Genomic DNA, 16923 nt, shown 5'->3' with positions numbered 1-16923 from the left:
GTGTTGCTGGAGAGGCGGAAGTCTGCTGGCCGGGAGAGATTTGGTGGGGTCGCGGGGTAAATGACGCTGACTCTTCCAGCGTGGTTTCCCGCACCGGTAATGGACTGCGTCGCCGGGCACTTCCCCGACGGCGACGAAACCGCGTCACGACGCACGGCCGACTATTGGTCGGACAGGGCCGAACAGTGCCGCGGCTACGCCGAGCACCACGAAGCCCTGGCGACACGCACCAAAAACGACCTCCGGGGCGACACGGGGACCGCGATCGCCCAAAACCACCTCGACCTCGCCGAAAAGTTCCGCGCCCAAGCCGATTTCATCGACACCCTGGTCGAGGAGCTCTACGAGGCCGCCAACACCCTCGAAGAGCAGAAGTGGACCGTCATCGGATTCGGGCTGCTCCTGGCCTGGCAGATGGCCCGCGCCGCGCTCATGTTCTCCCCCGCCGGCGCCGCCTTCGAGGCCTATATCGACCGGATGGAAACCGAGACCAAGTGCCAGATCGCCACCCGGAGACTCCTGATCTTCCTGGCCGGACAGTCCTCGAAATACGCGGCCCAACGCGGCGCCATCGTCCTCGCGGGCAAAGCGATGTTCTGGGGAGCTCTGCAGGTCGGCGGCATCAACGTCGCCGTGCAAGCGGGTCAGGTCCTCGCGGGCAACCGCGAACACATGGACTGGACATCCGCCCGCATCGCCGCCGCCGCCGGCGGTGTCGGCGGCGGCGCGGGCGCACTCGCCGGCCAGTGGATCGGCGGACGCTGGATCATCCCACGCACCATCGCCCGCGCGGAACAAGCCACCACCACCACCCGCCGCCTGGCCTACCAACTCGTCGGCACCAGCCTCGTCGGCGCCACCGGCGGTCTCGCCGGCGGCATCCTCGGCGCCCTCACGTCCATCCTGCTCTCCGGCCAACAATTCACCACCAAAGCCATCACCGAAGGCCTCCTGCCCGCCGTCACCGGCGGCTTCCTCGGCGCGGCCGCCCACGGCGCCGCCGAAATCCGCAACGCCACGCCAACACCCGCATCGGAGCCCGCCGCCACCACCGCGCCCGCCGAACCCACCGGCCGCTCGCAAACCCAAGCACTCGTCAACGCGTTCGCCAACCACGGCCTCGGCGACTTCAACACGACCGACCCTGCCCGGCTGAACCAGCAGCTCTCCCAGATCCTCACGCGGCTGCGCCAGCCTGCGGCCGAGCCCAACCGACCGGCACCGGCGTCGTTCATGCGCGAGGACTACCACATCGGCAATATCTGGAAGCCCAAGAATCCGGACACTGTGCCTCCTGACGGCGTGAACATCGTCACCGCCGACCAAATCCAACACCCCACCGGCGCTCGGATGCCGTCGAATATCGCACCACCGATCCAGGCGGTATACGCGGCCAATAACGGCGGTGCGCCGCACGCAAATTCCGGAGCGCCCCAGGCAGCAGGACCTTCCGCCAATGCCCCCGCGGCCGACGGACCGGCACACCAACGCGCCGACGGTGACGCGGTCAACGCCCGCCCACACCCCGACGGTCCGGCACCGGAGGCGCAGCGGCCGACCCCACATCCGGCCGACGGCGAACCTGTCGATGCGCGCCCACACACCAATGAACCAACGGCACGACCGGTTCGGGATTCCGGTCCCACAGCCGAGCGATCCGGCCCTCGGGTCCAACAGCCCGCCGACAACGGGCACGGCTCGGTACCGGCCCCTGTTCACGTCGGCCCGAGCACCGATGGGGCACAACCGTCCCCGGTGACCCCGATGGCAGATGCCGGTGCCACCCCACTGATCGATTCCGAGGCCCCGGCTCCGCATACCACTGCCGAACAGGCCACAGCCGGTCCGCAGCCGCATCCGGCCGACAGCGCCCCGGCCAACCGCACCCACCCCGACGAACCGGCAGCTCAACCACCCACCCAGCAGCAAGGTTCCGCGCCGGACGATACCGGCGTCTCCGGCGGACAACACCCTGCCGAACCCGATGCAAAGGGTGGCCCGCAGCCACATCCCGCCGACGCCGACGCGAACGACGGCTCACGGCCGCATCCCACCGACACCGACGCGAACGACGGCTCACGGCCGCATCCCGCCGACGCCGACGCGAACGGCGGCGCACGGCCGCATCCCGCCGGTGCGGACCCGAATGGTGAACAGCCGCAACCGGTCCCAGCAGCTTCGAACGCGGCACCCAACAGCCCCGCACGGGCCGGTGCCGCGCAGCCGCAACTCGTCGACGGCCAACGAGCCGGTACCCGTCCCGGTCCGGACACACCGGCTGGGTCACCGCAGCGTGGCCAGGACCGTCGCGGCGGCGCAGCGGTGGGCGCACCGCGACAGGGTAGGCGCCGCATGGTGGTTACCGCCCAAACCGACACCAAACCCCCGGAACTCGAGGTCACGCCGACCAACGCACCGGAGACCGCTCCCGTCCTCGTGAGCGTCTCGGCTCCCGACGAGGCGGGATTGGTCGGACACCCCGCCGATTCGGCATCGAGCCAACCCAGGTCTGCGGACCAGCCGCACCTCGGCGAATCCCACACCACACCAGCTGCCGACGCAACCAACCGCACAATAACCTCCGATGCACCTGGTGGCGGCGAAGGTTCGGCACGCGGCAAGATCGGCTCGGCCGACGGCAACGGACCCGACACCACCCCGGAACACACCGGAGCCCCTGATCCGCACCCCGATCAGCAGACCATCGACGCGCCCGCAGCGAAACAACCATCAGCAGCACCGGATACCGCCGGAGACGACGCGCCCGCTACCGCTACCGGGGTGCGGCATCCCGCCGACAGCGATTCGGCGGGCGGCCACGCGGACGAACCGGCAGCCCAACCGTCGACACAACACGGACTGACGACGGATGACGCCCCCGCATCCGGCCGCCCACACCCCGCCGACGCCGAAGCGAACAACGCTCGCCGCCCGCACCCCGCCGACGCCGAAGCGACCGACGGACCTCGCCCGCACCCGACCGAGGAAGCCACAGCGCAGCCCGCGGCGGACAACACGCCCGCCAAGACAACCGACGAGGTGCGACAGCCCACCGACAACGATCCGCCCACCGCGAGCAGCCACGCCGACGAACCAACAGCCCAACCATCGACACAACACGGCCCCACGCCGGATGACGCTCCGGCCTCCCGTCAACCGCGCGCAGAAGCGACCGACGGCCCTCGCCCGCACCCCGCAGAGGAAGCCACAGCACAACCCGACTCCGCCGACCCCCCGGAAGGTGCCAGCGCAGCCAAGTCCGGCAAAACCGTCGATGAGCCAGGCGAGCCGGATGCCGTCGACGGCGCTAGTGAACCCAACGCTGTCAAGGGCGCTGCACCCGACGACGACGCGGCCGGACAAGTGCCGCAAAGCGCCGATGTGGCGGCGAAGTCCGGTGATGAGCAGGCATCCACCGGCCACGAGGAACCCAGCGCCACCGGCCGCGGCGCCGCTGAACGCGAAGCCGAGGCGCAACAGCGGATTGCGCAGGAGCGGCAGCGTCACGAGGCGCTGCGGGAGGATCAGCAGCGGCGGGTGGATGCGGCGGCGGAGCGGGAGCGCGCGGCGCGTGAAGTGTTGCGAGAGAAGGAGAACAAGGCGCGCGCGGCGGCCGCGCACGAACGCGCCACCCGCCGGAGCATCGCTGACAAGCTGGGTGAGCTGCTCACGGGGAGCAGTCCCACCGATCGGGTGGCCGCCGAGGCCGAGCGCGCGGCCCACGCCCAGGCCGAGGTGGCGCGTGCGGAGCTGGCCGAGGCGCGCGCCGCCCACGACGCCGCAGTCGCCGAGCACGACGCGGTATCGGCCGCGGTAGCCCGCGAGTTGGCGGTATCGGAGTTGCGAGTCGAGCTGGCGGAGTTGCCGCGGGCCGATCCGCAGACGAAACAAGATCTCACCGAGCAGCAGAGCGAGCAGTACACCGCGGCGGCGAAGAAGGCGCTGAAGGTGTATCGGGCACGGCAGGAGGAGCTAGCCGGTGAGTCGTGGGCCCAGCGCCGACAGGTGATGGAGAACGGTGATGAGGTGGAGTCGCTGCTGCGCTGCTTCGACGCCATGCGTGAGGGCACGGGCAAGACGCCACGGTGGAATCAGATCAAATCGTTCCTGGTCGGGGAACGCGGGTTCATGCGGCAGATGGGCACGGGGCAGGGCAAGTCTCTGGTCGGCGCGTTGGATGGGTTGTGGCAGCTCTCGCGGGGCGAGCCGGTGCAACTCGCCGACGGGCGGTCGGTGCGGGTCCATCATGTGATCACCACGACCGAGGTGCTGGCCAACGAAGGTGTTCGGGAGTTCGGGCCGATGCTGCGCAGGCTCGGTTACGAGGTGTCGCGCTGGGATACCGACAATCCACCGGCCGATCCGCAACACCCGACCGTCTATTACCTGACCTATGACGAGCGCGCGACCGCACAGTTGTTCGATCGGCCGCCGCCGGGGGACACCGCCACGATCGACGAGGCCGACGCGGTACTGATCCACGACGAGACGATTCACTACCAATCCGACGGACAGCGTGCCCCAGCCATCTACACCGAGGCCGCCCGAGTGCGATCGGTGCTGAAATTCATGCGGGCAGTGATGGCGCACCGGGAGTTGACCTCGGCGGATCTGCGTGCCCGCCCGCTGGAGAGCCTGGAAACGGTCAGCCGGTTGTGGGAACAGCGGACTGGTCGAGGGTTCACCACCGAGGAAACCGAGATGGCCCGCGCTTTCATGGACGTCAAAGCGGGCCGGTTGAAACTGAATCGGGATTTCCAGAAATTCGACGACAAGATCCAAATCCTCGACGCGAACGGTAAACCCCGCAGCGACCCGAAAACCGGCACCGACAGTCGCTGGTTCGGCGGCCGCCACAAAATGGTCGAAGCGATGTTCGACGCCCAGGTCTATTCCGACGGGACAGGGATGAAACAGGTCACCGTGGAGACCGTACTCGGCGGATACCAGCGGTTGAACCTGATGTCGGGCACGCTCGAACGCACCGCCACCGAGATCAAGGACAATTTCCCTGTCCAGGGCGGTCTGGCGAAGATCGAGAACTTCGGAAAATCAAACCTGGTCGGTGAGCAGGATCGGATCTTCCTCACCGGACCGGAGATGTTCAAAGACGCGGTCGAGCGGGTCCGTGAACTGCAGGACGAGGGCAGACCCGTCCTGGTTATCGCCGCCAACGACGTGGCCTGGAAATTCTCGCTGATGCTGAAAAAGAACGGTGTCGAACACACCGCCATCACCGGCAAATGGTTCGCCGAATTCCGTGACAACAACGCGGCCGAGGAGCACCTCACCGGGGTCATGGCCACGGCGGGCAAGCAGCACACGGTGGAACAGCCAGGCACGGCGGGAGAACACGACACACCACGCGGCCGGGAAGAGGGCAGGGAAGAAGGCGAGGCGGCATACAAAACCAGCACACACAAGAAGGGCAACGTGACCGTCGGCACGCCCGGGATGCTCGGCCGTGGTTTCGACGCCGTCGTCGACGACAACGTCAACCAGTTGGGCGGGCTACACGCTCACATGCTGGGCCGCTCGGCCAACCCCGATACCAACGACCAATGCGCCGCACGCGCCGGCCGCAACGGCCGTCACGGCAGCCACGGAACCAGCGACACAGTCGACGGCAGTCTCTACAGCCAGACACAAAGTCCCCGGGCCAAGGTGGCGATCACGCACTTCCGCAACGCCGCAACCGAACACGCCCAAGCTGTCAAAGACCACATCGAAGCAACCCGCGCAGCCGACACACCCGATGCCACCCAACCAGCCAACACCGACAGCGCCGCCCCGGCCGCGGCAAAAGCGAAACCCGACGCCACAGCCGCCGACAGCGCCACAGCCGAACAGAAACTCGCCACAGCCGAGGAGAAACTCACCGCGGCCGAGAAGAAACTCACCGCGGCCGAGCAGCAACTCCGCAACCTGACCCCCGAATTACAAAACGAAGCCGCCGAACGCGCCCGCCTCGAACGCGCGATCAGACGCGCCAACCAAGCCCACACCCCACCCGCCACTGGTGCCCACCTCCCCAACGCACCACCAACACCTCACGCCACCCCGACACCACAGCCGTCGAATCAGCCGCCCATCAACCAGGTGCTACCGACTTCATCCGATCACATCCTCAGCCGTGCCACCCTCGGGCAACAAGACATACTTGCCGACAAGATCGGCAAATCCGGCCGGGAGCTGGTCGACGACACGGCCACGGTTCTGCGGCAAGCACAAGACGGCCATCCGAGCGCGACACAGGCATTACAACAACGCTTCGGGGACGCAACCCTCGAGTACGTGCTCACCATGCTGGGCTGGGACCCCGCACACGGCACAGCACCCGAGCCCGTGCAACAGCTCGCCCACGCGATCAACACGGCTGGATACCACACCGCCCAACTCAACCGATGGCAGATCCCCGCCGGCCAACAACCCGGCGAGTACCTGGCCGCACAGCTGCAAAACGTGTTGCTGGACGGCCTCGGTCGCGCGGCAGACACCGAAGTCGAACACTTCACCAACACACTCGAAGCACTGCGCGGCGGTCACGACCTCAGCCCTGTGCAACTCGCCGCGATAACCGGTGTGACCAAGGCGGTGCGAGCACAGGCCCAGACTGTGGTGGTCGGCGCACCCGACACCTATGTGCAAGCGGTGGCCGCACAACATCAGGGCGGTGCTACGGCCCCCCTGCACCAGCCGACCGATGAACAGCTCACGGGCGACCCGCAATCGACGCCGCCCATTTCCGCCGTGCCGGCAACCGATGAGACGGCGCCCGAACTCGGCCCGACGCTTGCGGATTCGAGCGGAGCGCCGGACGCGCCACCACCCGCCGGACCGGCCACCGCAGAACCACAGGCAGCCGCCTTGTTCAAGCAACGGCTCGTGGCCGCGTACACGAAACTCGAAGGCGTAACTGCATCCGACCCGGTGGTCGCGACCATGGCCAACATGCCGGTCGCCGCTCTTCTGCGTCATGTCAGCGCACTGTCATCGACTCAGCAGGAGGCGCTTTCCCTCCGGTTCGAATACGAACGGTCAGAAGCCCAGACAGCAACGACCATGAACAGGAGCGTGGCCAGGCCCCGCCCCCTCCGGGCTGCCGCCGTGCGGACCATCACCGCAGGCGCTTTGCGCCGCCTGGCCAGATCCGTTGCCGCAGAACAACGCGTGCCCGGAATCGGCCCGGACCTGACCGATGATGAAGTCGTTGTTCTGTACGGGACAGCTCAGGGCCTGCTGCCGTTCGAGGTAGCAGCGCTCGACCCGCTCGGTTGGTCACGGCGGAAAGCCGTCGCGGCCAAAGACCGTGCCGCGAATAAACTCGGCGCTGCCAACGGGCCCGCAGCGGTGGCCTTGGCGGTCCGTCGGGGCGACCTCGATATCACCGACTTCCCGGTGGCGGAACGGCCCGGAGCCGTCGCACTGACCGGCACCGAGGTCGAGATTCTGACGTTGGTCGCGAAAGGTTTTGCGGACGAGGCCATCTCGGAGGTCGTGCCGCTGTCAGAGTCGCAGGTGAAGCTATCCCTCGATGTGATCGGCACTCGATTCGGGATCCACGACCGCGCGGGCATGGTCGCCGTCGGCCTCCGTGAGGGCCTACTCGACCTCGACGGTCCGACGTGGACGAACTCGGCCGAGGTGCGCACCGATGAGCCCACGCTGTCCCGACGGGAGCGTGAGGTTCTGGCCCTGGTCGCCACGGGGCAGACGGTCGCGGGGATCGCGGCGCTGCTGGGCTTGGCCGATAACACCGTCAAGACCTATATCGGACGGATCCGCCGGAAGCTAGGCATTTCGGCACAGGATGATCCGGTCGCGGCGGCATTCGAACGAGGCATCGAGTTGTCCGGCGTCTCACGCGAAACCTATTCGGGCACTACGAATATCGGCGGGACCGTCACAGCCGTCCATCCAGGCGGTCGTCCGAGTTCACCATTGCCGAGCACGGTACCCAATCAGGCCCTCATCGCGGAGTTGCGCAAGCGATACGGTCACGACACCCTCCGGCAGACACTGACCGCACTCGGATGGGATCCTGACGACCGTGCGCCCGGGTCCGACAACAGCCTCACGCAATTGGACGCCCGTGACCGCATCTTCCTCGTCTCCGCAGTCGCAGCGATGCGCAGCGGCCAAGATCTCACAGGGGAACAATTCGACGCGATCACCCGTCTCGGGCAGCAGCTCGCCGATCGACAAAACAAAAATAATGCCGGACTAACCGACATCGAACTCGCGGTCCTCGCTGAATTCGCGGCAGGCAAGACTCCCGCCGAAATAGCGAGCGACACCGGCCGACGCTACCGCGATGTGCAGAACGATGCCAAGAATATCCGCGCGAAGCTCGGCGCCACCGATATCACCCATGCCGTGCAGCTGGGGCTGCGCCTGGGCATCTCCGGCCTGAGCGATATCCCGGAGCCGGAACACCTGCCGTCGCGACCGCTGACTCCGCGCGAGGCCGAGATACTCGGAATGATCTTCGCGGATAAGACAACGGTCGAGATCGCGCAACAGACCGGCCTGGCCAGAGATGTCGTCCAGACAAAGATCAATCGCATGCTCCGGAAGCTCGGCGTCGGGACCCGCGTCGAAGCGATAGTTCAAGCATTGCGCCTCGGCTATATGGACCTGGACGACATCCCAGGACCAGGAATCCCCTCACATAGGCAGCCGTCCGATCAGGAACTCGAAATTGTCCGATTGGCGGCCGCGGGACAGACAAACGAGCAGATAGGAAATTCCGGGCACCTCGAACTGTCGCCTGATTCGGTCGGGCAGATACTCCTGCGAATCTTCGAAATGCTCGGCGTTCGCAGCCGGGCTGGTGCCGTCGCGCAGGCCCTGCGCCTCGGATATCTCGATCTGGCTGATATTCCGATGCCCGATAAGGATCCACGTATCGCCGCGGACGAATCCAACGCGGCTGCGCGCGCGGCAATACCGCTTCGCGCGCGGCCGGTGGCAGATGACATCCCCCGACAGCAGGCTGCGGCCAGATCCGGAAACACCGCTGCGCCGCCACAAAGCCCGGTCGTGAACTCCGATGACAGCGCCGCCCGGCAGATCAAACAGGCTATCGCGGCCGAGTTGCTGAAGACCTACGGGATCGAAGTGCTCGGGCTGGATGAAAAGACGATTTCCATAGAGACGGCGCTTTCGATCCGAAATGCGATCGTGGACGAGTACACCGAAGACCCTGCCCTTCTGGTCGATGCGGTCGTGGTCGCCAAGATGGACGATGAAAGATACGCCTCCACAGGAACCGTGCTCGATGGTCTCGACCATGTCGTCTGTCTGAACGCGACATATTTCGGCAACATCAAGCTCTTTCGAGAAAGTTTCGAGGAGGATGTCCGAGATGGCTCGTTGATGGCGCCGACCGGCGACCCCGTATACGACACCCTTCGTCATGAACTTGCACACCTTCGGGATCCGAGCGCTCGACGAGCCTTCAGCCGGTCCGCTAGGCGGGAAAGCTGGACCGCCAAGCACAGAGTCGGTCGTTATTCATTGGAGTCGAAGGCCTTCGGTTTTCTGTACACACATTTCGATGGACTGAAGAAGGCGCGTGCACTCCACCCGGAGGAGCGCTTCAATGACTGGCTCGATCAACTCGATGGCTACAGTCGACACTTCAAGGAAATAATTTCGGAAGACTATTTTTATGCGGCCTACAACGCGTGGCTGAAACAATTCAACGGCAGGGAGGCGGAATTCGACGAATGGCTGGCGCGATTCGACGTCCCGAGGGTCGAAGGCAAAGTCCAGGCCGAAGCGGTGTTCGCGACATGGCAAAATCAGCTCGACGAGGACACCCGGTCGCGTATACGGTCGGGTGCAGTATATGAAGAATCCCGTCAGCCTGGGGGCGAGAAACTCCTCGGCGATCATTTGGTTTTCGACCCCACAGAGGCCTTGGCCGAAGCCAGCAATGCCTTCGGGAAAAGTGCACCTAAAGATTTCACCCATCCGGTCTACGCACTACAGGCCTTGCTCAGGGGCGTCCCGGTGGCGCAGGTGTGGCGGGACGCGGAGAAGCGGAATGCGCTGGCTGCCCAACGGGCGAGCGACCGCGGTCCGGCGCCCACGGCCGCCGGCTTCCAGCCGAGTATCAAGCCGAACGGACGGATGGTCACGCTGGCAAGGGCGTGGCGCGAACTGAACGCCGATGCCCAGGCGGCCGAGAGGCGCATCCATCTCGGACTGACGCATACCGATCGAGCTGGATGGCAAAACTTCGTCCTCGATGAGCTGGCGCGCATGGTGGATCGGCAGCGGGCGGAAATCCACGGCGCCGACCCCGCGCGTCCCGCGGTGGGCGTCGGCACTTCGACGCACGAATTCGCCGAGTGGGAGCCTCCGCCGAGCGGTGCACTGGCGCGATGGATTCAGCGGATCTCCGACCTGGCCTGGCAGCGGGCCGCGCTGCTCCAGAACCTGCGCGAGGCACTGCTCGCAACCCCGGGTCTGGCCGAGCTGCTCGGTTTCGGCGGGTGGGTCGACGCGGGCGCACTCCCAGTGGATCTGAACATCACCGAGCTGAGCAATCGGGTGCGGGACGCGCTGTCTCGACCCCTCCTCGACCCCCAGGAACGCGCCCAGCTGGACGCCCTACGCGGACACATCGCGACCGTTGCGCCCGAATGCACCGCCATCGACACCGAATCGGCCCATGCGCGGGCTCGGGCAGAGGAAATCGCGGTCCGCGATATTTCGTTTGCCCGAGGCGGATTGGCGCTCGGGCCCCAGGGCCTGATCGTCGACGGCGTGCGTGCGGAAGTATTCGAAAGCCCAGGGTCGCGCTCCGCCGTAAGCGGCGTGCTGCGAGAAACGTTCGAGCAGTATGGGATTCCCGTCGTTACTCGGCAGGTGCGGGTAGATCGAACCGGCCGGGTGCTGGTCGAGGCGCTCCCCGCGCTGATCCGCGAAGCGACCGCACAACGGCAGGATCGACTGCGGCAGTTGGGCATTCCAGTCGACGAGCGCACACAGCCGCTGCTGGCCGCCGAGGTGACAGGCGAACCGACGACAGGTTCGCTCGAGCAGCCATGGCAGCGCACCGTGCTGGCGACCGAACTGTGGACGGCGATGCCGCAGTGGGGTGCGCGAATCACCGACGCCAAGCGCAAGCTCACCCGCACCCAAGCCGTACTGCGGCGTATATTCCCCGAGCAGGCGGATCCGGACCGGCTCTCGGTAGCCGACGAGGCCATACAGAAGAAGCTGCTGGCGCGCATACAAATGCTCACCGAGCAGCTCCAGACCATTCGCACCCAGGCGGCAGCCGAAGCAGCCCAACAGTGGCTCGGCGAGTTGCCGGGGCAGCCGATCAGCCGCTGGGCCAAGCTGGACGGCACCGTGCTCACCCTGATGTCGCCGTTCGCCGATGCGGAACATTTCCTGCCTCGGGATACGCTGAATGCCTTGGCGGCCAGCGGTATTCAGGTCGACTATCGGCACGTTCAGATCGACGGCACCGGCATGGTCTGGTCCACCGTGCTGAGCAACTCGGACACCACGCCCACCACCGCTGCCCCGACGGCCGATCCCGCGATTCGCGAACAGCTCGACGGCGTAGTCGCCGAGCTCGACCGAATTCTGTCGCGCCGCGGCGTCACCGATCAATCCATCGCCGGGGCCTCGCTCGGGGGCGTGCTCGCCTACCGCGAAAGCCTGGTGGCCGAACGGGAGCGCGCCCGGCGGGCTCGAGACCTCTGGCGCGAGGAAAGCGACCGGAGGGATGTGATATTCGGTCCGCGCCTCGGGGCACCCGCGTCAGCGGCGCGCGCCGCGCAGGCGTTCGCCCAAGCGAATGTGCTGCGCCTCGACCGCCTGTTCCGCCGCTTGGACATGGAAGTCTCGCAACTCACCATGGTTGCGTTCAGAATCGCCGATTCGGGCCCGCAGACCGATAGCCACCAGACGCTCACATCGCAGATGTCACGGTCCGACCTGGTAACGCAGCATCGCGTCGGTAGGTCGCGGACATCGGCGCTGCTGCGGGGAATTCATCAGGCGCTCGCGTCATTCACCGCAACCCCAGAGTTGGCCGAAGCGCTGCGCGACGCGGACCGGCACCGGGCCCGCAACTCCGCGCCCGCCGGGGAGCCGATCCCAGGCACCGCTCCCGCCGCACTCCCCACCCGCGAGCAACTGCGCGCGGGCATGGCGCAGATGCGTCCGCGCGGCCCCGTTCCGCGCGCCTCGGACTCCGAGACCGTGGCGAAAATCAAAGCGGCGTTCGAGTCCGCACGGGACACCGCAGCACATGGCGACAATAGCGAGCTCGACGCACTGCGGGCCGCCATCCGGCAACTCGACAACGCCGATCGGGAGCGCTGCCTCGAGCTCCGATACGTAGAAGAGATGACGATCCCCGAGATCGTCGAAGCGATGGGCGGACACCGCACCACAGCCGCGATCAAGAAACAGCTCAGTAATGCCGTATACGACTTGGCGGAAATCCTTTACGCCGAATCCGATACGAATAGTGATCAGGATCCCGACGACGAGGCTGCGACGCTGCCCCAGAGTCCGATCGACACCTCCGAAGCGATTGACGATCGGGAACGAACAGCCGAGTCCCAACGTTCCGAGGAGCGGCTGCGCTCCCTCGAGGTGCTTGTCGAAGCAGTCGCGGCGCAGGATGAGGTAGCTGAAGCCGAGCAGTTCAGCCGCCGGGAGATCATCGAACTCGGAATCCAGCGTGCCGTTAGTTCCGGTGCACTTTCCCCGGGGACATTGCTGCCGCGGGCGGCCGAGCTTGCAGTACGGCTAGCAGTGGGGCGATCCACGGTAGAGCGGGTATACAAGGATCTGGCCGACGAACGGTATGTCACCACTGTCCGGGGATATGGGACCAGGGTGGCAAGCCCGGAATACTGGCAATCGGCTGCCGCCACCCTCGGACCGAGCAGCGAAAGCGATGCAGCCGCAACAGTTTCGAGCGTCCAAAACGCACGCTCGAACATTCGCGAATTGCTCACGGATGATGCGGACGTCGCGGCCGCCGAAGCGATGGTCGATGCGCTGGTGCGTACTGCGCAGGGGCGGGTAACCGCATCGGTGCAGCCGCTCGGGACCGGGCTGCGGGTCGAAGTTGTCGACCGCAGCCAGGAGCCGCCGACGCGCGATGTGCCGGACCGCGAACCGGGGCTGGCTGAGCCGACCGAATCCGGTCAGGTCAGCGAACTGCTCGACACATCGCATCGCTGGGGCTACCAGCTGAACACCAACGGGATGCGAACGAGATGGTTCGAACTCGCGCTGTCCGAAGGACAGGCCGATCATTCGCCGAATCCGGTTTTCAGGTTGGCCTTGGAACGCGGTCAGGTCGAACCGGAGTCGCGCAGGGCGCGCCGCGAGGTCGCGAAATTCCTACGGCTGAATACTCTGCTGTCCACCAAGAAGATCGAGGCCGCTGAGCTGGCCATATCGGAATTCCTCAGCAACGCGGCGCTGCACGCCCGCACGGGCGGTGTCGAGCTGACGGTCCAGCTGCGAAACGGCAGAGTGCGCATCGGGGTAGCCGACACATCTCGAGGACTGCCGAAATTGCTGCAGGAGAGCGCGGTCGAAACCGAGGACCAGGTGGAAGCGTCGTCGGTGGTCGATATGGACGCCGTGGACGAGTTCCTGGCCGGAATCGACTGGGACGCCGAGGACCTCGGCCAGTCGGAATCGGCGTTCATGCAGAACCGCCCCAAGGGCCAGCACGGGCGTGGCTTCAAACTCGTCATGGACGAAGCCGCCGCATACGGCGTCGATTTGGCACCGGCCGGGCAGTGGGGCAAACAGGTCTGGATCGAATACGAACTGCCTCCACCAGCGTATGTGGGGTCCCCGGATGACGTATTCGACCTCTCCCCGGGCCGCGCGGATAGCGCTCCGGTAGTCGTGTCGCCGTGGACGAAGAAAGGCTTGCCGACCGAAGGCCACCAGGCCTTCATCTCGCCGCCCGGCGGTGTGCCGGGGGTCGGGCCATCCGACTCCGCGTCGCCTCCGAGTACGCAAGGCGATCCGGCCGAACAAGCGCCCGCGGATACGGCGCCACCAGAAGCACAGCAGCGATCCACGACAGAATCCGACACTCACTGGCCTGATCCGACGGCAGCGCTCACCATGCTGACCGCCCGTCAGATCGAAGTGATCACGCTGCTTGCCGAAGGCATGACAGAGGACGAGGTCGCGACATCGCTCGAAATATCCGAAGCGACAGTGCATGGGCACCGCAATCGCATCCGCCAGGTACTCGGTACGGCTCGGCGCCAGACGCTGACAGCGTTCGCTCGGGACGCGGGCCTCATCCCTGCCACGCCCCCCGCCGCTCCTCCGTCACCCACAACACCACCGGGCGCCAGCGATGATTCCGGCTCGACAGCCCAGGACCGTGCGCGTACCGACATGGTCACCGCGCCGATTGATACGGCCGCAGGCCCGGCTACCAGTGCGGTTTCGCAGGGAGCACGAGACGCTGACCCAGCACTTGCCGAACAGCGATATGAACAGTACGGGCGGTTTATCTGGCGACATGTAATCACCTTGTTGGGGGATCCACCGATTCCCGGTCGTCGACCACCAGAAACGCTGGTGCGGTTGGCGCAGGAAGTCCACCGTGCGGTTTTCGATAGAGCCGAGTCGCTGGGCTGGCCGGAGGCACCGACCGAGGAGGTCAGCGAGTGGTTACGCGATGTCGCGCGGGCGGTGATCGACGGTAAGAAGTCCGAACGGATCCGCGAGAGCGTGCTGGAGTTGTTGCGGCGCCGGGACGCCGCCGATTCGGATCCGGCCTACCAACTGGTCGCAAGTATGGACAGCGCAGGATTCGGGCAGATTGTGCCCAACCTGCCTCGCGTGCAAGCCATGTGGTTGGAGCGCAGGTTCTGGCTGGGCTATGACCGAACCGAGGCCGCGCGAGTTCGACCGTATGACAGCTACCCGCCGGGGCGACTCGCCGATCTGGAACAGGCTGCGGTCGCCACCTTGATTCGTATGGTGGAAGCCCGGGCCGAGACCGATTCCGCCGAGGAGTCCACGGAGAACGTCGAAGCACGACTGTCGAACGATCTGGTGGACCAACTGCTGTTCAACTGGCTGGGTCCTGAGGGTCTTCCAGCGCGGGAGTCCGAAGGGTACGACCGACTGTTGGAAAGAGCGGAGGCCCGTCTACCCGAAGAACTGCGCGGCGTAATGGCCGGTGATATCGAATTGCTGTTGATGGGTATAGCCAAGCTTCCCGATCAAAAGTCGATGAGATTCGCCGAACTGTATTACTTGCACGGCCTTCCCCGACTCAGAGTCGCGCGCGAGTTGGGAATTTCTGTCGAGGAAATGACAAACCTGCTCCGTCATGTCCCTCGGTTAGTGCAGATATTATTGAGGGGGGCGCCGCTACTCGGAATCCAAACCGACCAACTTCCGCCGCCGAGTTCGCCGCAGCACGGCCAACTGCTCGAAGAGGTGATTTCTCGACTACCCGATAGACTGCGGGATGCGATCAACGGCGATCTAGCGGCTCTCCTGGAGGCCATCCAAGCGCTGCCAGAGGAGCAATTCAAGTCGTTTGCCGAATTGTACTACGTACATGGACTACCTCGGTCGATGGTTGTGCAAATAATCGGCATCGAAATAAACGAATTCAAGCACCTTCATCGCCATGTCCCGGCATTGCTGGTGGAATCGCTCAGTCGAGGGCCGGTATACCGAGTCGGGGATGAGCTTCCACCACCGGGTTCGCCAGAGCACATCAAACTGCTGGCAGCGGTGCGAGCACGTGTTCCCGGCGAACTGTGGGAGGCGATGAATGGAGATCTCTCGGCGCTGCTGGAAGCCATCGGCGCGCTGCCCACCGAGGTCCAGCGGATTTACGCAGAGCTGGACTATCTGCAGGGGATGTCCACCGCTGAGATCTGGCGGGCCATGGATGGCGTCGTCCGAGGACCGCTAAGAAGTCACGTCCCACGACTTTTGGTCGATTGGTTGTCCCGTGGGCCGATGTTCCACGTCGGAATAGACGAGCTTCCACTGCCGGGTTCGAGGCAGTACACCGAACTGGCAGCAGCAGTCGAGGCCCGTGTTCCCGCTGAAGTCGCCGCGGCGGTGAACGGTGACCTCGCGGCGTTGCTGCGCGCGATAGAGGTATTGCATCCCGAGGAGCGCACCTATTGCGAACTTGTGTTTTTCGGGGCAGTTCGCCGCACGGAGATGACCAAAATGCTGGGCTATCGCAGCGGTCACGATACCCGCGCGCTGGCTGACGCTGCGGCGAGTCGGATCGTGGCCGAATTGCGCCGTGCAGGTGCCTCGGATGCTGGATCGGCCCGGCTATCGTCAACGTCCGGGCGCGGTGCTGTCATCGCAAAGGTTGGCACCGATCCGGCGCAGTTGGGGCCGAATTCCGGTGTCCTGGAACAACTGCGGACCGTGCGCGACGCCGCGCGTGCGACGCTGGCCGACTTGTTCGGTGTTTCGCAAAGCTTGCTCCGCCATGGACGGGTCCGGCAAATCGCGAATATCGTGCAGTGGCAGCTCGCCGGTATGAGTCCGGAGAGTCTGGCACATGCGGGCCGAACGGATTGGCCGCAGCAGTTCTTGCAGTGGTTCGCAGATCGACTCCAGCTGGAGAATGATCTCCAGGAAGCAACACTCCAGCGCCTCGTGGATCACAGTCCGGCACCCGAAGGGCCGAATCCATTACACCAGCGAGGCGATGAGCTGGATCGGGAACTGGCGCGATTGCTCGGGCTTCCGCAGTTGCACCCGATCGTCGACCCGGCGACCGATGACCCGCTTTCCGAGCTACGCCGGCTCGCCCATGCGACACAATCACCGACGATCGTCACAATCGTGACCGCGATCGAGAACTACCTCGACACCGGCGACGCCGATATGTTGCTCCGATATTGGGAACTCGAC

1 protein-coding gene (only partly in view) is annotated in these 16923 nt (G+C 65.5%); it reads left to right on the top strand.

Going from position 1 to position 16923, the window contains the following annotated elements; all coding sequences use genetic code 11:
- The first annotated feature begins 60 nt into the window (after positions 1-60).
- On the top strand, positions 61-16923 hold the beginning of the coding sequence (locus tag ACQP2D_RS12470; RefSeq protein WP_433683862.1) for a LuxR C-terminal-related transcriptional regulator. The gene runs 45831 nt beyond the window's last position; only the first 16863 of its 62694 coding nucleotides appear in the window; its start codon is at positions 61-63; its stop codon lies off the right edge, out of view.

Origin of the sequence: Nocardia sp. CA-119907 (assembly GCF_050955995.1) — a bacterium.
Classification (GTDB): Bacteria; Actinomycetota; Actinomycetes; order Mycobacteriales; family Mycobacteriaceae; genus Nocardia.
Note: the sequence above shows the minus strand (reverse complement) of the source record. Positions and strands in the feature narration are given on the sequence as shown.